At 66.7% G+C, this 22,178-nt stretch carries 11 protein-coding genes and 1 riboswitch; of the genes, 5 read left to right on the top strand and 6 right to left on the bottom strand.

Annotated features, from left to right (window positions below):
• Positions 1 to 77: 77 nt before the first annotated feature.
• A complete protein-coding gene (locus tag V3B30_RS07490) occupies positions 78 to 1,742 on the bottom strand; it encodes an MFS transporter (RefSeq protein WP_100474815.1) in 1,665 nt (554 codons plus the stop codon).
• Positions 1,743 to 1,837: 95 nt separating this feature from the next.
• On the bottom strand, positions 1,838 to 3,265 hold the full coding sequence (locus V3B30_RS07485) for a DcaP family trimeric outer membrane transporter (RefSeq protein WP_197633290.1): 1,428 nt from the start codon (positions 3,263 to 3,265) through the stop codon (positions 1,838 to 1,840).
• A gap of 245 nt (positions 3,266 to 3,510) precedes the next feature.
• Between V3B30_RS07485 and acs the strand changes: the two genes are divergently transcribed.
• The 3 genes from acs (at position 3,511) to V3B30_RS07470 (ending at position 7,189) form a co-directional block, all read left to right on the top strand.
• Positions 3,511 to 5,454, top strand: coding sequence for an acetate--CoA ligase (gene acs, locus V3B30_RS07480; protein WP_262084195.1), 1,944 nt, complete (start codon positions 3,511 to 3,513; stop codon positions 5,452 to 5,454).
• An 82-nt stretch (positions 5,455 to 5,536) separates the two neighbouring features.
• Complete coding sequence (locus tag V3B30_RS07475; RefSeq protein ID WP_006477308.1) at positions 5,537 to 6,202, top strand: response regulator transcription factor; 666 nt, start codon at positions 5,537 to 5,539, stop codon at positions 6,200 to 6,202.
• Positions 6,203 to 6,435: 233 nt separating this feature from the next.
• Positions 6,436 to 6,525, top strand: a riboswitch (yybP-ykoY riboswitch).
• An 88-nt stretch (positions 6,526 to 6,613) separates the two neighbouring features.
• Positions 6,614 to 7,189, top strand: a complete 576-nt coding sequence (locus V3B30_RS07470) for a manganese efflux pump MntP family protein (RefSeq protein WP_100474818.1) — start codon at positions 6,614 to 6,616, stop codon at positions 7,187 to 7,189.
• A gap of 39 nt (positions 7,190 to 7,228) precedes the next feature.
• On the opposite strand, the gene V3B30_RS07465 is transcribed toward V3B30_RS07470, so the two are convergent.
• Complete coding sequence (locus V3B30_RS07465) at positions 7,229 to 10,675, bottom strand: PAS domain-containing hybrid sensor histidine kinase/response regulator (protein ID WP_262084194.1); 3,447 nt, start codon at positions 10,673 to 10,675, stop codon at positions 7,229 to 7,231.
• A gap of 135 nt (positions 10,676 to 10,810) precedes the next feature.
• Positions 10,811 to 12,958, bottom strand: a complete 2,148-nt coding sequence (locus tag V3B30_RS07460) for a S46 family peptidase (protein WP_262084193.1) — start codon at positions 12,956 to 12,958, stop codon at positions 10,811 to 10,813.
• A 127-nt stretch (positions 12,959 to 13,085) separates the two neighbouring features.
• Here V3B30_RS07460 and V3B30_RS07455 point away from each other — a divergent pair, with 127 nt between their 5' ends.
• Positions 13,086 to 14,774 carry a molecular chaperone HscC gene (locus tag V3B30_RS07455; RefSeq protein ID WP_262084192.1) on the top strand — a complete coding sequence of 563 codons (1,689 nt, stop codon included), beginning with the start codon at positions 13,086 to 13,088 and terminating at the stop codon, positions 14,772 to 14,774.
• Complete coding sequence (locus V3B30_RS07450) at positions 14,771 to 16,384, top strand: J domain-containing protein (protein WP_262084191.1); 1,614 nt, start codon at positions 14,771 to 14,773, stop codon at positions 16,382 to 16,384. Before V3B30_RS07455 ends, V3B30_RS07450 begins: the two co-directional genes overlap by 4 nt.
• A gap of 19 nt (positions 16,385 to 16,403) precedes the next feature.
• Here V3B30_RS07450 and V3B30_RS07445 read toward each other — a convergent pair whose 3' ends face one another.
• Both V3B30_RS07445 and V3B30_RS07440 read right to left on the bottom strand, forming a co-directional pair.
• Positions 16,404 to 20,261 (bottom strand): translocation/assembly module TamB domain-containing protein, encoded by a 3,858-nt coding sequence (locus V3B30_RS07445; protein WP_262084190.1) that lies wholly within the window; start codon positions 20,259 to 20,261, stop codon positions 16,404 to 16,406.
• A complete protein-coding gene (locus tag V3B30_RS07440) occupies positions 20,258 to 22,054 on the bottom strand; it encodes an autotransporter assembly complex family protein (protein WP_100474825.1) in 1,797 nt (598 codons plus the stop codon). Before V3B30_RS07440 ends, V3B30_RS07445 begins: the two co-directional genes overlap by 4 nt.
• Positions 22,055 to 22,178: the final 124 nt, after the last annotated feature.

Below are 22,178 nucleotides of genomic sequence, written 5' to 3'. Positions count from 1 at the left end.
ACAGGGAAACAAAAAGGCCGCGGTCTGCACCGCGGCCCCTGAAACCCGGTGGGTGCCACCGATGGTCGGCACGCCGGCTATTTGGTGATATCCACGTCCTTGGTCTCGCGCAGGAACAGGCCGCCGATCACCACCGACATCAGCGCGATGATGATGGGGTACCACAGGCCGTAGTACAGGTTGCCGGTACCGGCCACCAGTGCGAACGAGATCGCCGGCAGGAAGCCACCGAACCAGCCGTTGCCGATGTGGTACGGCAGCGACATCGAGGTGTAGCGGATGCGGGTCGGGAACAATTCAACCAGGTAGGCGGCGATCGGGCCGTAGACCATGGTCACGTACAGCACCAGCAGCCACAGCATGAGGATGGTGCCGGCATAGTTGATGCGCGAGCTGTCAGCCTTGGCCGGGTAGCCGGCGGTGGTCAGGGCGGTCTTCAGTTCCGCACCGAACGCATCGGCCTTGGCTTTGCCCTCTTCCTTGGTCAGGCCGGCTGCCTCATACGAGGTGACGCTGGCGCTGCCCACGTTCACCATCGCCAGCGAACCGGCGGCGGCGGGCTGCACGTCGTACGGCACACCGGCCTTGGTCAGCGCGGCGGTGGCCACGTCGCAGGAGCTGGTGAACTTGCGCAGGCCGACCGGATCGAACTGGAACGAGCAGGTGGCCGGATCGGCCACGACCAGGGCCGGCGAGCTGCTGCGGGCCTCTTCGATGGCCGGGTTGGCGAAGTGGGTCAAGCCCTTGAAGATCGGGATGTAGGTGACGGCGGCCAGCAGGCAGCCGGCCAGGATGATCTTCTTGCGGCCGATACGGTCGGACAGCCAGCCGAAGAAGATGAAGAACGGCACGCCCAGCGCCAGCGCGGCCGCGATCAGCAGGTAGGAGGTGGTGGCATCGACCTTCAGCATGCTGCTGAGGAAGAACAGCGCGTAGAACTGGCCGCCGTACCAGACCACCGCCTGGCCAGCCGCAGCACCCAGCAGGACCAGCAGCATCAGCTTCAGGTTGCCGCCCTTCAGGCTGTCACGGAACGGGGTCTTGGAACCCTTGCCCTCGGACTTCATCTGCTGGAACAGCGGCGATTCGCTCAGCTGCAGGCGGATCCACACGGACACGCCCAGCAGCAGGATCGAGACCAGGAACGGAATGCGCCAGCCCCAGGCTTCGAAGGCTTCGTTGCCGAGGAAGTAGCGGCAGGCCAGGATGATCAGCAGCGACATGAACAGGCCGAGCGTGGCGGTGCACTGGATGAAGCTGGTGTACAGGCCGCGCTTGTCGTCCGGCGCATGCTCGGCCACGTAGGTGGCGGCACCGCCGTACTCACCGCCCATCGCCAGGCCCTGGGCCAGGCGCAGGATGATCAGGATCACCGGTGCGGCGAAGCCGATCGAGGCGTAGTTGGGCAGCACGCCGACCAGGAAGGTCGAGATGCCCATGATCAGGATGGTGACCAGGAAGGTGTACTTGCGGCCGATGCGGTCGCCGAGGCTGCCGAAGAAGGCCGCGCCGAACGGACGCACGAAGAAGCCGGCAGCGAAGGCCAGCAGGGCGAAGATCATGCCCGTGGTTTCATTGACGCCACTGAAGAACTGCTTGGCGATGATGGCGGCGAGCGAGCCGTACAGGAAGAAGTCATACCACTCGAAGACCGTACCCAGGCTCGAGGCGAAGATGACCTTCTTGTGGCCCTTGGTCAGGGTGCCCGCTGGATTGTGCGGGCTTGATGCAGTGCTGGACATAAGACGCTTCCCCTCCGAAGCAATCGTTGTTGGTGGGTGCCGACTGTTGGTCGGCACTCAATCTCGGTAGGTGCCGACCGTTGGTCGGCACTCGATCAGAAGCTGTACTTCGTGGTGAACTGCAACCGGGTGATGTCACCCTTGTTGCCGTTCTCCACTTCGCGACGGCCGTACATCAGCTCGGCACCGATATCGACCTTGGGCAGCGGTGAGTAGAAGATGTTGCCGCGGATGCTCTGCACGCTCTTGGTCACCAGCGGGCCGAGGATGCTGTCGTTGTCGTAGTCGCTGCGCGCGTAGATGAGGTTGGTGCGCAGCTTCGGCGAGAACGCATGCCGCCAGCCCACGTAACCGGCAAGCACGCCGGTCGGGTTGAGCTCGTCGCGGGCCACGTCGTAGGCGCTGTCGGCGGTGATGCCCAGGCCGATGTAGCGGGCGATGCCTTCGCCGCCGGTCAGCTGGTAGTGCAGCGAGTCGCTGTCACCCATCACCCACTTGCCGCCCAGGGTCAGGCCGCCGGCCACCTTGTCGGCCTTGGCGCCGGTGGCCTGGTTGTCGACCTTCAGCTGGCGGACGATGCCGCCGACACCGAACGTGCCCCAGTCGCCCTTCCAGCCATAACGCAGGGTCAGGTCAGGCAAGCTGCCGCGATCGGAGTTGGCGCTGGCGTTGGTCCAGGCGCCGGTGACCGGGTTGCGGGTACCGGTGAGAGTGGTGGTTTCCGGGTTTTCCAGCGCGACGCTGAAACCGCCCTGGGTGTAGCGCACCTGGGCCTGGCGCACGAAGATCACGCCGTCGGTGGGGCCGACGAAGTCGACTGCTTCCGGCAGTGCGGCCGCGTCCATGAAGTTGGACCAGGTCTGGCCGGCCATCCAGTTGTTCCAGTACATGTAGGCGTGGCGCAGGGTCACACCGTAGGTATTGGTGGCGGTCTGGTTGCCCAGCGAGTTGCCGAAGAAATCCATCTCGAAGAACGCACCGGCCTTGTTGCCGGATTCGCTCACGTTGTCGATGCCCAGGTTGAAGCGCGAGAACTTGGCGTGGGCGTTGAAGTCGGTGCCCGAACGCTTGCCGCTGCCGCCGGCGCCTTCCACCGGCGTCTGGCCCGGCAGGTACAGGGAGCGGCCGGTGGCGTCGTCGGCCAGCTGGCCATCGCTGGTCTGGGTAGCCAGGAAGTCGGCCTTGATGAAGCCGCCGATCTTGACCGTCGTGCCGGGCGCGGCGCCCGGGGTGATGGTGGTGACCTGGATCGGCTGCTTGCCGGCCGGCACCTGTGCGACCGGCTTCTGCTCGGCCTGCACGGTGCGGACTTCGGTCACCGCCTGCTGGGTCTGGCTGATCTGGGTCTGCTGTTGTTGCTGCGAAGACAGCAGCAGCTGGACCTGGCGTTCCAGTTCGGCAACGCGTGCTTCCAGCGCTTTCTCTTTGGCGGTCTCTGCGAACGCCATGCCCGGTGCGACCAGGGCGACCAACAGGCAGGCCGCCAAAGGTTTGCGCACGGCTTTCAACGTACGGTGGCTCATGTTGCCCTCTCTCCCAAGTGGCAAGGTGATGCCGCGCGTGGGGCACGGTCGAGCCGAGACTGCGGGGCGTTCGCGCACAGCGGCTATTGGCCATTGGTCGAACCCGGCCCTGCGGGGCGCTCACTTTCGACCATGGTCTAACCAGGGTGGTGACGCGGCCGGGGGTGGATGGGGCAAACTGAGGGGGATCGGTCGCTGCGATGCTGCGACCGCACATACAAAGTCAACGTGCAAGTGAGGGTGCCATGGCTGATATCTACCCCGTCGATCCGCAGTTCGCCGCCAAGGCACGCATCGACAAGACGTCGTACGAACAGCAGTACCAGGCTTCGGTGACCGACCCGGATGGTTTCTGGGGCAAGGCCGCCGAGCGCCTGCAGTGGATGCGCAAGCCGACGAAGATCAAGAACGTCAGCTACGACCTGTCCGATTTCCACATCAAGTGGTTCGAGGATGGCGAGCTCAATGCCAGCGTGAACTGCCTGGACCGCCAGCTCGAGACGCGCGGCGACAAGACCGCCCTGCTGTTCGAGCCGGACGGCCCGGATGCACCGGCCCAGCACGTGACCTATCGCGAGCTGTACGAGCGCACCTGCCGCCTTGGCAACGCGCTGCGCAACCTCGGCGTCAAGAAGGGCGACCGGGTCACCATCTACCTGCCGATGATCGTCGACGCCGCGGTGGCCATGCTGGCCTGCGCCCGTATTGGCGCGATCCACTCGGTGGTGTTCGGTGGCTTCGCGCCGAACTCGATCGCCGACCGCGTCAGCGACTGCCAGAGCAAGCTGATCATCACCGCCGACGAGGGGCTGCGCGGTGGCCGGAAGATTCCGCTGAAGGCCAACGTCGATGCGGCGCTGAAGCTGCCCGGTACCAATACCGTGGAAACCGTGCTGGTGGTGCGCCACACCGGTGGCGCGGTGGAAATGCAGGCGCCGCGCGACCGCTGGTTCCACGATGTGGTGGACAGCCAGCCGGCCAGCTGTGAGCCGGAACGCATGAACGCGGAAGACCCGCTGTTCATCCTCTACACCTCCGGTTCCACCGGCAAGCCGAAGGGCGTGCTGCACACCACCGGCGGCTACCTGCTGTACGCGGCCTACACCCATGAAGCGGTGTTCGACCTGCGCGAGGATGACATCTACTGGTGCACCGCCGACGTCGGGTGGGTCACCGGCCACAGCTACATCGTGTACGGGCCGCTGGCCAACGGCGCGACCTCGCTGATGTTCGAAGGCGTGCCGAACTACCCGGACACCTCGCGCTTCTGGAGCGTCATCGACAAGCACAAGGTGACCATCTTCTACACCGCCCCGACCGCCATCCGTGCACTGATGCGCGAAGGCGAGGAGCCGGTGAAGAAGACCTCGCGCGCGTCGCTGCGCCTGCTTGGCAGCGTCGGCGAGCCGATCAACCCGGAAGCCTGGCGCTGGTACTACGAGGTGGTCGGCGACAGCCGCTGCCCGATCGTCGATACCTGGTGGCAGACCGAGACCGGCGGCATCCTGATCTCGCCGCTGGCCGGTGCGATGGACCTCAAGCCGGGTTCGGCCACCCTGCCCTTCTTCGGCGTGCAGCCGGCGCTGGTCAATGCCGATGGCGAGATCCAGGACGGCCCGACCGAGGGCAACCTGATCATCCGTGATTCCTGGCCGGGCCAGATGCGCACGGTGTACGGCGACCACCAGCGTTTCATCGATACCTATTTCCGCACCTACCCGGGCAGCTACTTCACCGGCGACGGTTGCCGCCGCGACGAGGACGGCTACTACTGGATCACCGGCCGCGTCGATGACGTGATCAATGTGTCCGGCCATCGCATCGGCACCGCCGAAGTGGAAAGCGCGCTGGTCTCGCATCCGAAGGTGGCCGAAGCGGCCGTGGTCGGCTTCCCGCACGACGTGAAGGGCCAGGGCATCTACGCCTACGTCACCCTGGTGGCCGAAGAAGCGCCGAGCGACGAACTGCAGAAGGAACTGGTCGCCTGGGTACGCAAGGAGATCGGCCCGATCGCCACGCCGGACCACCTGCAGTGGGCACCGGGCCTGCCGAAGACCCGCTCGGGCAAGATCATGCGCCGCATCCTGCGCAAGATTGCCGAGAACGCGCCGGACCAGCTCGGCGACACCTCGACCCTGGCCGACCCGTCGGTGGTGGCGTCGCTGGTGGACGAGCGCAAGGTGCGCTGATGCGTCACCCGGGGTCAGAGCCCTTTCCGCCAGGAAAGGGCTCTGACCCCATAGAGTTTCCCCCCCACGGTTCCCCCCGACCATGACCACCCTCCTGATTGCCGATGACCACCCGCTGTTCCGCGAAGCCCTGCGTGGGGCGGTGCAACGGGTCATCCCCGGCGTGCAGCTGTTCGAGGCCGACAGCGTGGAAGCGCTGTATGCACTGGCCGACCAGCACAACGACGCCGACTTGGTCCTGATGGATCTCAACATGCCCGGTGCGCAGGGTTTCAACGCGCTGGTGCACATGCGCTCGCTGCACCCGCACCTGCCGGTGGTGGTGGTGTCCGCGCGCGAAGAAGCGACGGTGATGCGCCGCGCGCTCGACCACGGTGCGCTGGGCTTCATTCCGAAGTCGGCCGACTCGGACACCATCGGCCATGCACTGGGCACCATCCTTGATGGCGAGACCTGGGCACCACCGGAAGCGCACAACGTGCCGCCCACCGGCAGCGAAGAACGCGAAGTCGGCCAGCGCCTGCGCGAGCTGACGCCCCAGCAGTTCCGCGTTTTGCAGATGCTCGGCGCCGGCCGCCTGAACAAGCAGATCGCCTACGACCTCAACGTCTCCGAGGCGACGATCAAGGCGCACGTCACCGCCATCCTGCGCAAGCTGGGCGTGACCAACCGCACCCAGGCGGTGCTGATGGCCGGCAAGCTGGCGATCGACGACGACGCCATCGTGCTGCCGCCGGAAGAAGACTGAAGGTAGTACCGGCCGCTGGCCGGCAATCGCCTTCAGCTCCTGAAAACACCCGAAACCGCTTCGGTAGGTGCCAAGCTTGCTTGGCACGCTCTCGCCGTTGCGCATGCCGGCCAGCGGCCGGCACTACCCGGCACCGCTGCGCTCTCGATATAGCCATCGCTATACAAACCAGCCCTGCCTGCGCGTTTCGCTGGAAATGCGCCACGCGCGAATCGCGGTGCTAAGCTTCGCGTCCCCTTGGGGAGTAGCCGGATTCCTTCGCAGGAATCGTCCACGTCAACATACTCGGCCAGTGCGCCGTGGCGTGGACAACCATGATGGTTGGCGAGACCAACGGCCCGCGCGCGCAACGTCAGGTTGGGCGCGAGCGCAGGCCGTGCGTCCGTCCCAGCCCGACCTCAGCCGCCGCCCATGTCCCCCCTTTCGATCCTCCTGATCGGCTTTGCCATGTCCACCGATGCCTTCGCCGCGGCGATCGGCAAGGGTGCGGCCATGCGCAAGCCGGTGTTCCGCGACGCACTGCGTGCCGGCATCATCTTCGGCGTCATCGAGGCGATCACGCCCATCATCGGCTGGCTGCTCGGTCGGGCCGCCCTGCAGTACGTCGAAGCCTTCGACCACTGGATCGCGTTCGGCCTGCTCGGCGCGCTGGGCATCCACATGATCTACAACGGCCTGCGCCCGGACAGCGCCGAGGACGATGAAGATCCCTCGCAGCACCACGGCTTCTGGAAGCTGGCGCTGACCGGCTTCGCCACCAGCATCGATGCGATGGCGGTGGGTATCGGCCTGGCCTTCATGGACGTGCATATCGGCGTGATGGCTGCGGTGATCGGCCTGTGCACGTTGACCATGGTCACCGTCGGCATCATGCTCGGCCGCGTACTGGGCAGCATGGTGGGCAAGCGTGCGGAGATCATCGGCGGCGTGATCCTGGTGATCATCGGCGCGACGATCCTGTACGAACACCTGCACGGCGTGGGGTAACACATCCGCGATTACGTGGTTGCCGGCCAGCGGCCGGCACTACTGCGCGTCGCGCAGCGCGCCCAGGAAGGCGCGCAGCGAGGCCGGCTTGATCGGCTTGGTCAGCACGCGGTAACCCCGTTCGCGCGCCATCCGCTTCAGCTCATCGCGACCATCGGCAGTCAGCAGCGCACCCGGCAGCGGGTAACCGGCTGCCTCGCGCAGCGCCACCAGCGCGTCCAGGCCATCCATGCGGTCGTGCAGGTGGTAATCCACCAGCATCACCTGTGGGCGCTCGGCGATCTTCTCCAGCGCCTGGTCGACGGTTGCGGCGGTGATCACCTGCACCTGCCAGCGGCCGAGCAGCGCGCGCATGCCGTCGAGGATCTCCTCGTCGTTGTCCACGCACAGCACGTGCAGGCCGGCCAATGAATCGCTGCGCACCGGCGCGGCGACGGCCTGTACCGGGGTCGCCAATTCGGTGTAGCCCGGCAGCGGCGCCACCCGCGGCAGGATGATCGAGAACATCGACCCTCTACCGACCCGGCTGCGCGCATTGAGCCGATGGTCGAGCAGGCGCGAGATGCGCTGGCAGATCGACAGGCCCAGGCCCAGGCCCTGCTCGCCCCAGTCGAACGGCTGCTGGTAGCGGTGGAACTCGTCGAAGATCTGCCGCATGTGATGCTCGGGAATGCCGGGACCGGTATCCCACACCTGCAGTTCCACTTCGTCGCCGCGCTGGCGCACGGCCAGCACGATGCGGCCCTGGCGGGTGTAGCGCAGCGCATTGGCCAGGAAGTTCTGCAGTACCCGGCGCAGCAGGCGACGGTCACTGCGTACCCAGGCCGGGCGCGCGAACAGGTCCAGGCGCAGGCCACGGCCGGCCGCGACCGGGGTGTACTGCGCGGCCAGTTCGCGCATCAGCGCGCTCACGTCGAACTCGCCGATCACCGGGTGCAGGCCGCCGGCATCCAGCCGCGACACATCCAGCAGGCCATCGAGCAGTTCTTCGGCCGCACGCAACGACGCGTCCACGCGCTCGGCCAGATGCTTCTGCTCGTCGCTCACATGATCACTGTCGCGCAACGCGGAAGCGAACAACCTTGCGGCGTTCAGCGGCTGCAGCACGTCGTGGCTGATCGCTGCCAGGAAGCGGGTCTTCGACTGCTGCGCGACCTCTGCTTCATGCGAGCGCTCGGCCACGCGCTGTTCCAGCGTCTCATTGGCTTCCAGCAGCGCTTTTTCCGCGTGCTTGTAGTCGGTGATGTCGTTGTAGCTGGTCACGTAACCGCCGCCGGGCAGCGCCTGGCCGCGCATCTCGATCACCTTGCCATCGCTGCGGGTGCGCTCGAACACGTGCGGTGAACCGGCGCGCATGTAGCCGATGCGGCGGTTGATCTGCACTTCGATATCGCCCTCGCCCAGCTCGCCACGCTCGGCGTTGTAGCGGATCAGGTCGGCCACCGGGCGGCCCACGTAGAGCATGCCGTCGGGGTAGCCGAACATGTCCTGGTAGCGGCGGTTCCAAGCGGTCAGTCGCATGTCCGGGTCGACCACGCTGACCCCGGCGCTGATGTTCTCCAGCGTGGTCGACAGGATCTCGCGGTTGAAGCGCAGCTCCTGCCCCGCTTCGTCAAGCACCGCCACCACTTCGCCCAGGTCCATGCCCGAACCACGCAACAGGCTGGTCAGCAGCAGGCGTGCCGACGCCGCACCGATCGACGCGGCCAGCAGACGCTCGGTGAACTGCACCCACGGTCGGTCCGCAGGTGCCGAAGACTGCAGCTCACGCCCCAGCGACTGTGCCTGTTCGAAGAACGAACGCCGTGCATGGCGTTCACCGACCACGCGCGAGGCCAGTGCCAACAGATCGCCCACGTGCACGTGGCCGGGCCAGCCACCCGCCACCGACGGGCGCTCGGCATACGGGTCGAGGAACGGTGCAGCGCGAAGCCGTTCGTCCACGCCGGGCCGCCAGCGCGCAGACACCAGCATCATCGTGGCCGCATTGACCAGCAGCGACCAGAACGTGCCGTGGGTCAGCGGATCCCAGCCGGTCATGCCGAACAGCTGTTGCGGGCGCAGCCACTCGATGCCGAACGGGCCGTGCTGCACCCAGGCGGCATCGACCCAGCCGGCCATGGTCATCGCCGGCAGCAGCAGGGTGTACAGCCAGGTGGCGAAGCCCAGCAGCATGCCCACTTCAACGCCGCGCCGGCTGGCACCGCGCCAGTACAGGCCACCGATCAGGCCGGGCGCGAACTGCGCCACCGCCGCGAACGCCATCAGGCCGTACGAGGCCAGCGTGCTGTCGTTGCTGCTGGTGCGGTAGTAGCTGTAGGCCATCAGCGCCAGCAGCAGGATCGCCAGGCGGCGGATCCACAGCACGCGCGAGGCGACGTCGGCGGCCTCCTGGTGGTCACCGCTACGGCGCAGCAACACCGGCATCACCAGGTCGTTGCTGACCATGGTGGCCAGCGCGATCGACGACACGATGACCATGCCGGTGGCCGCCGAGAAGCCACCCACGTAGGCGATCAGCGCCAGCGCGTTGCGGCCCTCGGCCAACGGCAGGGCCAGTACCATCGAATCGTCGGCGACGCTGCCACCGGTGCCGAACAGGGTCACGCCGGCGGTGGCGATCGGCAGCACCATGCCCGAGATCAGCACCAGGTAGCCGCCGAACATCCAGCGCGCGCGGCGCACATCGCGCACGTCACCGCACTCGACCACGGCCACGTGGAACTGGCGCGGCAGGCAGATGATGGCGAGGAAACTGAGCAGGGTCTGCGAGATGAAGCCCACCGGTGGCAGCCCGGTGAACAACGTATGGACCGACTCGACCACCGCGTCGGTGCGGTTGCTCAGCCACAGGTAGGCGAACACGCCCACGGCCAGCATCGCCAGCAGTTTGATCACCGATTCGAAGGCGATCGCCAGCATCATGCCGTGGTGGTGCTCGGTCGCATCGACCTGGCGGGTACCGAACAGGGTGGCGAACAACGCCATCAGCAACGCCACGTACAGCGCCGGGTCGGTGAAGAACCCGGTCGGGCCGGTGTTGCCGGTCAGCACCTGCAGGCTCATCGCCACCGCTTTGTACTGCAGGGCCAGGTACGGAATGATGCCGATCAGCGCGATGATCGCCACCAGCGCCGCCAGCCGCCGCGAGCGGCCGAAGCGCGAAGAGATGAAGTCGGCGATGGACACCACGTTCTGGCTGCGCGCGATCAGCGCCAGGCGCTCGATGATGCGCCAGCCGAACAGCAGCAGCAGCAGCGGGCCGATATAGATCGGCAGGTAGCCCACGCCGTTGCGCACGGCGGTGCCGACCGCGCCATAGAACGTCCACGACGAGCAGTACACGGCCAGCGCCAGGCTGTAGACCACCGGCCGCAGCCACGGCCGGTCGGGGTACATCGGCCGACGGTCACCCCACCACGCCACGCCGAACAGCAGCGCGGCATAGGCAACCGAGACCAGCAGCAGGATCCAGCTGGAGACCACGCGTGCGTTTCCGTCGGAAGAACCCGCAGTGTAGGCCACGCGTGGCCGGGGGTGCGGGCTCGTTGGGGGCAACCACCCCCACCAAGGTGGGGGCCTACGCGGTGCGGGCCACGACCATTGGTCGTGGCCGGCTTCTTACTGGGCCGGCACGCCCATTTCCTTCAGCAGTTCCGGCGCCGGGTAGACCTTGGCCAGCAGCCAGCGCAGGTAGCGCATGTCCACGTGCACGGCGCGCTTGTAGCGCGGGTCGAACCACCAGCTGGCGCTGACCGATTCCCAGTTGCTGTCGAAGTTCAGGCCGATCAGTTCGCCCTTGGCGTTGAGCACCGGCGAGCCGGAGTTGCCGCCGGTGGTATCCAGGTTGGTCAGGAAGTTGACCGTCTGGGTCTTCAGCGCCGGGTCGGCGGTGCTGCCGAAGTCACCCTTGGCGATGGCGGCCAGCAGCGGCTTGGGCGCATCGAACGGATAGGCGTTGGTGTTCTTCTCGACGATGCCGGCCACGGTGGTCACCGGCGAGTAGGTCACGCCGTCGCGCGGATGCAGCGCTTCGACCTTGCCGTAGCTGATGCGCAGCGTGCGGTTGGCATCCGGGTACACCGCGCGGCCCTGCTTGGCACGCCAGGCGAACAGCGCCTGCATGTAGGCCGGGCGCAGGCGCAGCTGCTCGCCTTCGCGGGTCTTGCTCTCGTTCTCGATGCGCAGCTGCGCGGCCACCAGCGGGCCGGCCAAGGCGATCAGCGGATCGGCAGCCAGCGCCTTGCCTTCGCGGGCAGCAGCGAAGCGCGACAGGCGCTGCGCCTCGTCACCCAGCTGGGTGCCGGCGTACAGGGTGTCCAGTGCCTTGGCCAGCTGCTCCGGGGTACGGCCGAAGGCCGTATCGAACTCGGCCACACGCTGCGCGTCCGGCAGCTTCTGGTAGCGGGTCAGCAGGGTGGTCAGCAGCGCCTTCTCGACTTCCGGCGCGTAGCGGCGCTGGACCTGCTTGAGCACGCCTTCGATCATCGCCTGGTCGCGCTGCTGGTAGCCGCTCTCGCGCTGCGCATCCGGCTTGGCCGATTCGATGCGCAGGCGCTCCAGCAGCAGCGCCGAACGCAGCAGCTGGCTCTGCGCGGCCATCTGCTCCAGCAGCAGGTCACGCTCGCCCACCGCCGCGCCCTGCGACAGGTTGGCCAGCAGCGCCTTGATGTCGCTCTGGTACTTGCGGTCGGTGGCGGCCAGCATGGCCGTCTCGTCGGCCGCACGCTGGGCCTTGGCGTCGCTGCGCAGCAGGCCTTCCAGCTCACCGGCGGCGCGCTTGCGGTTGTTCTTCAGCGACTGCAGCTGCGAGGCGTAGCGGGTGCGCGCCTGCGCGTCCTTGGCGCTGGCGGCCTCGATGGTGTCGATCATCTGCTGGAACACCGACACGCGGCGCGGCAGCACGGTATCGATCTGGCCGGCGAATTCGGCCGCGGTACGGTGGCGATAGGTGATGCCCGGATAACCGGCCAGCATCGCGTAATCGCCTTCCTTCGGGCCTTCCACCGACATCTGCAGGTGTGCCGGTGCCTGGTAGGGCACGTTGTCCTTGCTGTAGGCGGCTGGCTTGCCATCCTTGCCGACATAGGCGCGCAGCAGGGTGAAATCGCCGGTGTGGCGCGGCCACATGAAGTTGTCGATCTCATCACCGTAGTTGCCGATCGCACGTGGCGGCGCATACACCAGGCGCACGTCGCTCAGTTCCAGCTGGGCAATGCGGTAGAAATCGGTGCCGTAGTACATGTTGGCCACCGAGCAGCGCACGCTGCCGTCCTTCTCGCACTCGGCCACGATCTGCTTGCTGGCCGCATCGACGGCATCGAAGTAGGCGCGGCCGGTCTTGCCACGCGCCTGCGCCAGCACCTGGTCGGTCACCTTGTCGAAGCCGACGGTGACCAGCACGCGGAAGTCCGGGTTGGCCGGGCGCTCGTCGGCACGGTCCCTGGCGATGAAGCCACCAGTGATCAGGTCGTGCTCGGGCGAGCTGTTGTACTGGATCACGCCCATCGCCACGTGGTGGTTGGTCAGCAGCAGGCCGTCGGCGGACACGAGCGAACCGGTGCCGCCGCCGGCACGCACCACGGCGCTCAGCGGCGGCGCAGTGACGTTGGCCAGGTCGGCCGGATTGCCCTTGAAACCTGCGGCCTGCAGCGGCTTGGCCAGTTCCGGCAGCTGGGTCGGCATCCACATGCCTTCATCGGCGTGGGCACCGGCGGCGAGGGTCAGGCCCAGGGCCAGGGCGGTGGGAAGGGCTTTGCGTGGTGACATGAGGCAATCCGGTACGACAGAACAGCCCGGGACCATAGCCCGTGGGGCGCTGTCGGGCAACGCCCGATGGTCAGGGGGTCGGGGCCACTCCTACAATCGCGGTTCCCTGCACAACGGACGTCAGCAGATGATTGTTGGAATCGACCTGGGCACGACGCACTCGCTCATCGGTGTGCATTCGTCGGATGGACCGCGCCTGTTCCCCAATGCCCATGGCGAGCTGTTGACCCCGTCGGTAGTCAGTCTCGACGGCGACATTGTGCTGGTGGGTGCTCCCGCTCGCGATCGCCTGATCAGCCACCCTGACCAGAGCGTGGCCCATTTCAAACGCTGGATGGGCAGCAACCGTGAAACCCGGCTGGGCGATCGCGTATTCCGTCCCGAGGAGCTTTCGGCGCTGGTGCTGCGTTCATTGCTGGCCGATGCGGAAGCCGTGCTCGGGCAGAAAGTGGAAGAAGCGGTCATCAGCGTGCCTGCGTATTTTTCCGACGCCCAGCGCAAGGCCACCCGCGCCGCCGGCGAACTGGCTGGCATCCGGGTCGAGCGCCTGATCAACGAACCCACCGCCGCCGCGCTGTCCTATGGCCTGCAGCAGCGCGAGGAGGAAGCTCGGGTGCTGGTACTGGACCTTGGCGGTGGCACCTTCGATGTCTCCATCCTGGAGCTGTTCGAAGGTGTGGTGGAAGTCCATGCCAGCGCCGGCGACAACTTCCTTGGCGGGGAAGACTTCCTGCGGGTGCTCGAGCAGGCGTTGCTGGCCGAACAGGGCCTGCGGGCGGCCATGATCGCCCCGGGCGAACGTGCACAGCTGCTGCGCCGGCTGGAACTGTTCAAGCGCGAACTGAGCCAACAGGGCAGCGGCCACCTGCAGTTCAACCTGGAAGGCCGCGAATTGGACTGGCAGCTGGATGAGGCACGCTACGCGCAGTTGTGCGACCCCCTGCTGCAGCGCATGCGTGCGCCCATCGAACGGGCCATCCGTGATGCCCGCCTGAAGCCGGAGGCGCTGGACGACATCGTGCTGGTGGGCGGTGCCGTCCGCATGCCGATGATCAGCCGGCTGGTGACCCGCATGTTCGGTCGCCTGCCATTGCGGCATGTCAACCCGGACCAGGCCATCGCCATGGGCGCGGCCGTGGCGGCCGGCCTTAAAGCGCGCGACCAGTCACTGCGCGAAACCGTGCTGACCGATGTCTGCCCCTATACGTTGGGCATACAGGTGTGCCGTCGCGATGCATCCGGCCAGGAGCGCGGCGGCTACTTCCATCCGATCATCCAGCGCAACAGCGTGGTGCCGGTCAGCCGCGAGGACGATTTCTGCCCAATCAACGATGCACAGACACAGCTGGTACTGGACATCTACCAGGGCGAAAGCCCCACCGTGGACCGCAACATCAAACTGGGTGAAATCCGCATTCCGTTGAAGGGAAAGGGCCCGGCCCAGGAAAAAAGCGTGACTGCCCGCTTCACCTACGACGTCAACGGATTGCTGCAGGTGGAGGTGACCGAACATGCCAGCGGGACCCGGCATGAGCTGATCCTGGAACAGAACCCCGGCCTGCTGTCACCGGACGAGATCCAGCAGCGGCTCGCGGCACTGCAGTCATTGAAAGTGCATCCGCGCGACGATCAACCGAACCTGGCCGTAGTGGCCCGACTGGGTCGGCTTTACGAAGAGTGCCTCGACCAGCGCGATACCCTGCAGAGATGGCTGTCGCAGTTCCATGCTGCGCTGGAGAGCCAGGACCTGGCCCGTATCGAACGCCACCGCGAGGAATTGACCCACGCCATGGATTCGCTGGAGATCGATGCATGAGGCGGGGGCTGGACGTCCTCGAACTGGACGAGGATGCTGACGAGCGGGCGATCAAGCGAGCCTACGCCAGGCTGTTGCGGGTAACCCGGCCTGACGATGATCCGGTTGCGTTCCAGCACCTGCATGAGGCTTACCAGTCTGCGTTGTCATGGGTGAAACAACGCGCTCAGCCCCTCGACATCGATCAGGACAAGCACGCCTTGCCGCCGATGCAGGATCCATCGCTGGAACCGGCGTCGCGTGCACATATCGATGCGATACACGCAGCGATCGCGCTGGATCGCCAGCTGGAGCAGGAACGCGGGCCATACGGCCATGACCCTGTCCGGATCGTGCAGACCACACCGATGCCGCCAGCCGACACCGGGTTGGACAAGGTGGTAGAGCCGTCGCAGAGCGATCCGCACGGGCCTGACGCGTTACCAACGGCGCACGCCCTGGCACCGCAACCCACGCTCGCCCCTGCTGGCGACGGCGAGCGATCGCCACTGCGTTCAGTGGATCAGATGGTCGCGGCCATCCTGATCCGACTGGCTGCAGCTGCCCGGGGCAGCGACGATGACACGACCGTGCCCGCGCTGGAAACCTGGCTGCAGGCTCAACCCGAGCTATGGTCCCTGCATGACAAGCCGCTCATCGCGGCGTCCCTGCTGGAGCAACTGCGCGAGGCGTCCCCGCCTCTGCCGCGGGAGGTGGTCGAGCACATGGCCAGCAGCTTCGGCTGGGATGATATCGGCAACGGACTCGATGCCGAGGATCTGCAGCGGATCGTGCGTCGCTGCGATCAGGCCTGGATGCTCACGGATGCGGGCCGGCAGCGCCTGGCGTGGCATGTTTCGCGGCTGGACACCTCCATCGTGCGCCCGGATATGCGCCCGGTGCTGGACCGGTTGCGCCGCCCGCGCAGCCGCTGGCGCAACCTGCTGGAGTCGCTGCCGTGGTCGCGGCCCGACATCACGGTGCTGACGTTGGCGGCACTGCGTTACTGGCCCGATCGTGAGCTGCCGCCAGGCCTGTCCGCCACGCAGGTGGCGTTCTGGAGTCGCTTCGGCAGCCGTCAGGATCCTCTGCGTTCGCAGGTGGCCGCCCTTCGGGCCTGGTTGGCCGGCCTGCTGTGCGGCACGATCTGCCTGGTCGGCGTGATCAACAGCTGGCCACTGGCCTCCACCGAGGGCGGCATGACCGGCGGTGCGAAGGCCGCGCTCAGCCTCGCGATCGGCACGCTGCTGATTCCATTCGGCTGGTACCTGATCTGCGGATTACGGATGCTGATCAGCTGGCAGGTGAACCCGGTTGCGGCTGGAAGCTGGCGGCAGGTCGCCTCGCTTCCAGTTATTGTCGTTGTCGGTGCCGGCCTTCTGCTGCTGTTCCAGCATGAGTCGTTCCCGGATATGTCTGGGATCCTGTTGGCTCGTGGACTGGTGTTCGCGCTCTGGTTGGTGGCATTCATCGGTACCACCACGCAGCGCCAGCGGCTCGGTATGGCCGACCATGGCGCCCTGGACCGCGTCAGCATGATTCCCGGCCTGATTTTTCCCTGGTTGGGGCTGGTGATCGTGCTGGGCTATTGGGCCCGCACCCAGGTGCTGCGGCGCAGATCGCCGCAATGATGCATCCATGTGCGGCGGGTTATTTCTCCCGCCGCCAGTTGATCGACCCACGGTTTTCCACCGTGCTCGATTCCACTTCCACATCGAAGCCGCGGCGCAGCAGGTACTTCAGCGTGATCACCGAACCGGCACCGACCAGCGACACGCCGTAGCCGACGTACAGCTTGGGCGAGATGTACTTGCCAACGCCGATCACCGAGCCACCCAGCGCGCGCGACTGGCTCACGCCGGCATCGTCCAGGCCCAGCTTGGCACCCAGCTGCGAGGCCAGCAGGCCACTGCCGGCAGAGAGTGCCGCCGAGGCCGCGTTGACCTGCTGGGTCTGGTCGCTGCTGGCACCGGTCAGGCTGCGTCCCAGCACCAGATAGGCCAGTGCCTCGGACTGCGACATCGCCGGATCGGACCACACGTCCGCGCGCGGCTGCTGCGCACGCCCGGTCACGTCGATGCCGGCGGTGACATCACCGATCCGGCGCTCGGCGCGGATGTTGATGCGCGGGTCGGACACCGCGTTGTAGTTCCAGGTGAGGTTGCCGCGGGTGATGGTCAGGTCCTGCCCATACGCCTTGTAGCGGCCGCTCACTTCCAGGCCGCCATTGGCGGTCATTTCACGGCCGGGCTTGGCCCAGACCTGCATCTTGCCGGTCAGTGCACCCTTCAGACCGAAGCCGGTCATTTTCACCTTGTCACCGAGGCTGACCACCAGGTCCATGTCCAGCGGCGAAGTGCGCGACTCTTCCGGATCGGCCGGGTCGAGCACCACCACGTCTTCGGACACCGAGGTGCCGCGGTCCAGGCGCTCCAGATCGATGTCGGCCTCGGGCACGTGCACCGTGCCACGCAGCTCCATCGCGGCCTTGGCCAGGGTGAAGTCGAGGTTGGGATTGGCGACGATGCGCAGTTCGCTGGTGTTGGACAGCAGCACATTCTCGCCGTGGATCTTCAGCTGCAGCGGCTGTGCATCGCCGAACCACGACAGGCCACCATCCACGTACAGCGTGCCCTGGCCCGAGTTGGCCTGCGCAGTGATCTTGGCCGAACCGTCGGGCTGGGCCACGAAGCTGCCCTTGCCCTGGTCGAAGGTCAGGCCCAGCGCCGGGAATTCACCCTTGAAGTTGCTCAGCTGCGCGTCACCGCCCAGCGACGGCTGGCCGCGCGTGCCGCGCAGGCTGACGTGGCCTTCGATCAGGCCGGTCGGCCGCACGATGTCCGGCGAGAACAGCTCCAGCCAATACAGCCGCGACATGTTGAGGTAGAGCTCTCCGTTCAGCGGTGCGCTGGCTTCCCAGCCGGTCTGCATCCTGGCGTCGACGAAGCCGTTGCCCTGGAAGCCCATGCCCAGGTAGCCCTTGATGCTGGCCGGGGTCATGTCCAGCTTCAGCGAGAACTGGTCATAGCGCACCAGCTCGCCACGGGTGGTGTCGCCCACGGCGTTGCGGTTCTCGCCCAGGCGCACGCCGCCTTCTTTCGAGCGCACTTCCACATGGCCTTCCCAGGCGTTGCCGCGCGGGCGGATCTGCGCATCCAGGCTGACATCGCCACGCAGGTAGATGCGACGGCCGGACTGCGGCGGCAACCACGGCTGTACCAGCGCCAACGGCAGCGCATCACTGCGCACCACCAGGCCCTCGCGCGGCCAGTTGGCCTGTGCGCACAGTGCGCCGCTGCTGGCGGCGACCAGGCAGGCTTCGGACAGCGTGTAGGTGCTGCCGTTGATCGCGAACGCCGCCGGTGCACGCAGCGACCAGGCATCGCCCTTCACCGGTGCGATGCGCAGCGATGCCAGCTCGCCACGCCACTGCGCACCCTGCTGGCGCACGCTGCCCTGCAGCTCGATCGCGCCCATCTCGTTGCGGGTCTGCGCTGCCAGGCGCAGGTTGGAGACACTGCCCTGCGCATCCACATTCAAGCGTTCCAGCAGCATGCCAGCGTTGACCTGCTGGCCCTGCACCGCCAGCGTGCCGCTGTCGCCACGCCAGGGCAGGTGGCCCTTGATGCTCACGCTCTCGGCGCCGTAGCCGTCCCAGTTGAGATTGTTGCCGACCAGGTCGGCGGTGATGTCCGGCGCATCGCGCGGGCCCTTCACCTGCACCTGGCCACGCAGGCCACCATCGGCGCCCGGCAGCAGGTCGCTCAGCTGCAGCGGTTCGAAACGCGCATCGATGTCGAGGCGGTCGCCGACCTTGCCCGACGCGGTCACCCGGCTGCTGCCCAGCGACAGCTTCAGGTCGCCCTGGCCCTGCGCGCCCTGCAGCGCGAACTTGCCCTGAGCGTCGAGGTTGCGCTGGCGCAGCATGCCCTTCAGCGAGGGCAGGTCCACCGTGGCTTCCAGCGTTCCGGCGGTGCCCGGTGCGGCATTGGCCGGCGGCGGCAGCTGGCGGCCCTTGGAGGCCAGGTTGCCGGACAGGCGGCCGTTCCAGCCCGGCACGAAATAGCCGGGGTCGAAGTCCTTCAGCGTGGCCTTGGCGTCCCAGTCCAGCTGCGGCGCCCAGGCCACCTGGCCTTCCACCTGCAGCTGCCCACCCGGGGTCTGCGCCTGCAGCTGGTGGATGGACGCGGCCTGGTCGTTGCCGCGCACGTCGAAGCGCAGCTGCGCCTTCTGCGCATCTCGCTCCACCTCGGCGCGGCCGATCGCGGCCCAGGCCTTCAACGTGCCGGCCAGGCCGAAGCGTGCTTCCTTCAGGGTCACCGGCACCGGTGCGCTGCCGGCGGTGTTCGGATCGGGCACCGGCACATAGGTCAGGTCCCGTGCGACCACCGAGAAGTTGAGCTTCTGCTGGTCTTCCTGGCTGAAGTCAGCCGTGCCCTCCAGGCGGGCTTCGCCACCGAGGCCCTTCACCAGCAGCGGTGAAACCTTCAGCACCTGGTCCTGCAGCGACACCACCGACGGTGCCAGCTCCAGTTCCTGATCACCCTGCTTTACCTTGCCGCGCAGATTGGCGTTGCCGCCCTTTCCGGCGGCGGTGAAATCCAGTGCCAGTGGCGCGATCGCCGAGCTGGCCAGTGCCGGCGACAGCAGCGCCAGATCCAGCTCGTCGCTGCGCACGCTGGCGCTCCAGCTCGGGTCGGTGCGGCCATCGAACACCAGCATCGCGTGCAGCGGTTTCGGCGCACGTCCAGCCAGCGCGACTTCCATGTGCGACAGGTCACCACGGGCGACCAGGCCAAGCGTCGCGGCGGTGCGACCACGCGGGGCCGGCAGCACTGCGGTGACGGTCACGTCGGTGTCGTAGTCCTTGGCCGGGATGTAGCGGCCTTGGGCGGTGAAATTGCCCATGTCGCTGTCCACGACCAGTTTGCGCGCCTGGAACTCGCCGTTGGCGATCTCGATGCCGCCACGCACGCGGCTGATGTCGATCACCGGCTCGTTGGCCTGGCTGATGCGGAAACCATCGATGGCGATGGCATCGGCCTGGATCGCCAGCGGCATTTCAATCTGCGGCAGCGAATCGGGCCAGGACGGCAGCTTGAACGGCTCGTCACTCTTGGCCAGGTTCAACGTCGCATTGGTCAGCTCCAGCTTGTCCAGCAGCAGCTTGCGGCCCAGCAGTGGGCGCAGGTCCGGCTCCAGGTGTGCACGCTCGGCATGGAAATGGATGTCGTCGTAGCGGAAGTCGACGTTGTACAGGGTCAGCGGGCCAGCCACCGGGCCGTCCACCTTGTCCCAGGTGAAGCTGGCGCCCACCGGCAGCCGCGCCACCACCTGTGCCAGCAGCACATCGCGGCCGGCCACGGTCTGCAGCAACCAGTACACCGCCAGCAGGGCCAGCAGCACCAGCCCGATCACGCCGGCGCCGGACCACGCCCAGAAGCGGCGGCGGCGGTAGAAGCGCACGCGCGGCGGCGGCGTGCTGGGGGTCGGTGCAGGCGTGCTCACAGGTCCGCTCCGATGTTCAGGTACAGCTGGAACTGCGAATCCGGGTTGTTCAGGCCATGCGCCACGTCGATGCGCACCGGGCCCACTGGCGATTTCCAGCGCACGCCGAAGCCAACGCCGGTATGCAGGTCGATGGTGTCGTCAAAGGCACTGCCAGTGTCAACGAATACCGCCGCGCCCCAAGGGCCCCCATTGAAATAGTGCTCGTACTCGGCCGAGCCGATCACCAGGTTCTTGGCGCCCAGCGCGTACTTGTCCGGCGCCGGCGTGCGCGGGCCGACCTCACGATAAGCGTAGCCACGGATGCTGCGGTCGCCGCCGGCGAAGTAACGCAGGCTCGGCGGCATCGCCACCAGGTCGCTGGTCCAGGTGGTGCCACCTTCGCCGCGCAGGATCAGGCGATTGCTTTCGCCCACCGGGATGTACCAGCGCAACACGGCGTTGGCCTGCACGAAGCTGGTATCCGAGCCGGCACCTTCGACACCGGCACGCATCGTCGCGGTGCCGCTGATGCCCTTGCGTGGGAACATCTCGTCGTCGACGTTGACGTAGTCGGCAACCATCTGCGGGTACACCAGCGTCGAGGTGTTGTAGACGGCGTCGGTGAATTCGGTGCCGGAGGCATAGCGCCAGCGCTCGCGCAGTGCGTTGACCGAGGCGATCGCAGTCCAGTGCTCGTTGATCTCGCCGCTGCGGCTGGCAATCAGCTTGAAGTTGCGCAGGTCGATGTAGTCGGTCTGCTCGTCATACGCACTGGCAGCGAAGGTGTACCAGCCATCGAGCCAGTTGAACGCCGGGATGCGGTAGCTGGTCACCAGGCTCTTGCGCTTCTGCGCATAGTCCAGCTGCGTGTTCATCTTATGGCCGCGGTTGTTCAGGAACCGCCGCTCGATGCCACCGCGCACACCCGGGCCGCTCTCGCTGCCGTAGCTCAGGCCGGCGGTGTAGATGGTGCGCTTGGCCCGGGTCAGCTTCACGTCCACCGGCACGTCGCCGTTTTCGTTGGCCTGGTCCGGCCGCGGCTGGATGTCGATCACGCTGAAGTAATCCAGCTTGGTCAGCGACTGCCGCAGGCGGTCCAGCTTGCCCTCGTGGTAGTAGCTGCCCTGGTCCCAGTACACCAGCGGATCGAACAGCTTGTCGACGAAGTAGTCCTGTTCGAAACGCACCGGGCCCATGTTGTAGCGGCGGCCGCTGTCCCAGGTCAGGTCGATGTCGGCGGCATTGTCGGCGCGGGTGATCTGCACCTGGCGCTGGGTGTAGTCGGCATCGAAATAACCACGCTCGGCCAGGCGCCGGGTGATGGTGATCTTGCTGGCTTCGTACTGGGTGTGCTCGAAGCGCTGGCCCTTGCGCGGCTTGAACGCGGCCAGATCGTCCTGCAGGTACTGGTCGTACATCGCCGGGCCGGTGATGTCGATGTGCTCGCGGCGCACGGTCACCGGGGTGCCCTTGTCGACATGGATGAGCACCCGCACGTGTTCGTCCTCGCGCGGCGCCTCGACCTTGATCACCGGGTTGTAGTACCCGAACGGCTCCAGTGCCTGGCGGGTCTGCCGCTCGGCCTGTGACAGCAGGTATTCCAGGCGCGATTCGCCCTGTACCTTGCCGATCGTGTCGTACAGCGACAGCGATTCCTGGATGTTCTCGATGATCGCGGCGTCGTCGCCCTTGTCCAATCCCTTGATGTCCACCTTGTCGATGGTGCCGCGCGCGTGGGCCACGGAAGTGGCGGCCAGCGACAGGACCATCAGCGGCAGGGCGTATTTCTTTGGCTGCATGCGGCACAGCATACCGACCGGAGGTGACGATGCGAAATGCATCACGTCATTCGGGATCGGTTGTTAAGTGGCGGTCAAAATACGCGCCTTTGTGGCGATCGTCGTGATCGCAGGCGAGGATGCCGGCATCGTGCGC

The sequence above is a fragment of the Stenotrophomonas sp. SMYL41 genome (assembly GCF_036319965.1).
Classification (GTDB): domain Bacteria; phylum Pseudomonadota; class Gammaproteobacteria; order Xanthomonadales; family Xanthomonadaceae; genus Stenotrophomonas; species Stenotrophomonas maltophilia_R.
Note: the sequence above shows the minus strand (reverse complement) of the source record. Positions and strands in the feature narration are given on the sequence as shown.

Excerpts from the sequence above, each read along its gene's own strand:
- V3B30_RS07490 (WP_100474815.1), bottom strand. The coding sequence starts at position 1,742 with ATGTCCAGCACTGCATCAAGCCCGCACAATCCAGCGGGCACCCTGACC.
- V3B30_RS07485 (WP_197633290.1), bottom strand. The coding sequence starts at position 3,265 with ATGAGCCACCGTACGTTGAAAGCCGTGCGCAAACCTTTGGCGGCCTGC.
- acs (WP_262084195.1), top strand. The coding sequence starts at position 3,511 with ATGGCTGATATCTACCCCGTCGATCCGCAGTTCGCCGCCAAGGCACGC.
- V3B30_RS07475 (WP_006477308.1), top strand. The coding sequence starts at position 5,537 with ATGACCACCCTCCTGATTGCCGATGACCACCCGCTGTTCCGCGAAGCC.
- V3B30_RS07470 (WP_100474818.1), top strand. The coding sequence starts at position 6,614 with ATGTCCCCCCTTTCGATCCTCCTGATCGGCTTTGCCATGTCCACCGAT.
- V3B30_RS07460 (WP_262084193.1), bottom strand. The coding sequence starts at position 12,958 with ATGTCACCACGCAAAGCCCTTCCCACCGCCCTGGCCCTGGGCCTGACC.
- V3B30_RS07455 (WP_262084192.1), top strand. The coding sequence starts at position 13,086 with ATGATTGTTGGAATCGACCTGGGCACGACGCACTCGCTCATCGGTGTG.
- V3B30_RS07450 (WP_262084191.1), top strand. The coding sequence starts at position 14,771 with ATGAGGCGGGGGCTGGACGTCCTCGAACTGGACGAGGATGCTGACGAG.
- V3B30_RS07440 (WP_100474825.1), bottom strand. The coding sequence starts at position 22,054 with ATGCTGTGCCGCATGCAGCCAAAGAAATACGCCCTGCCGCTGATGGTC.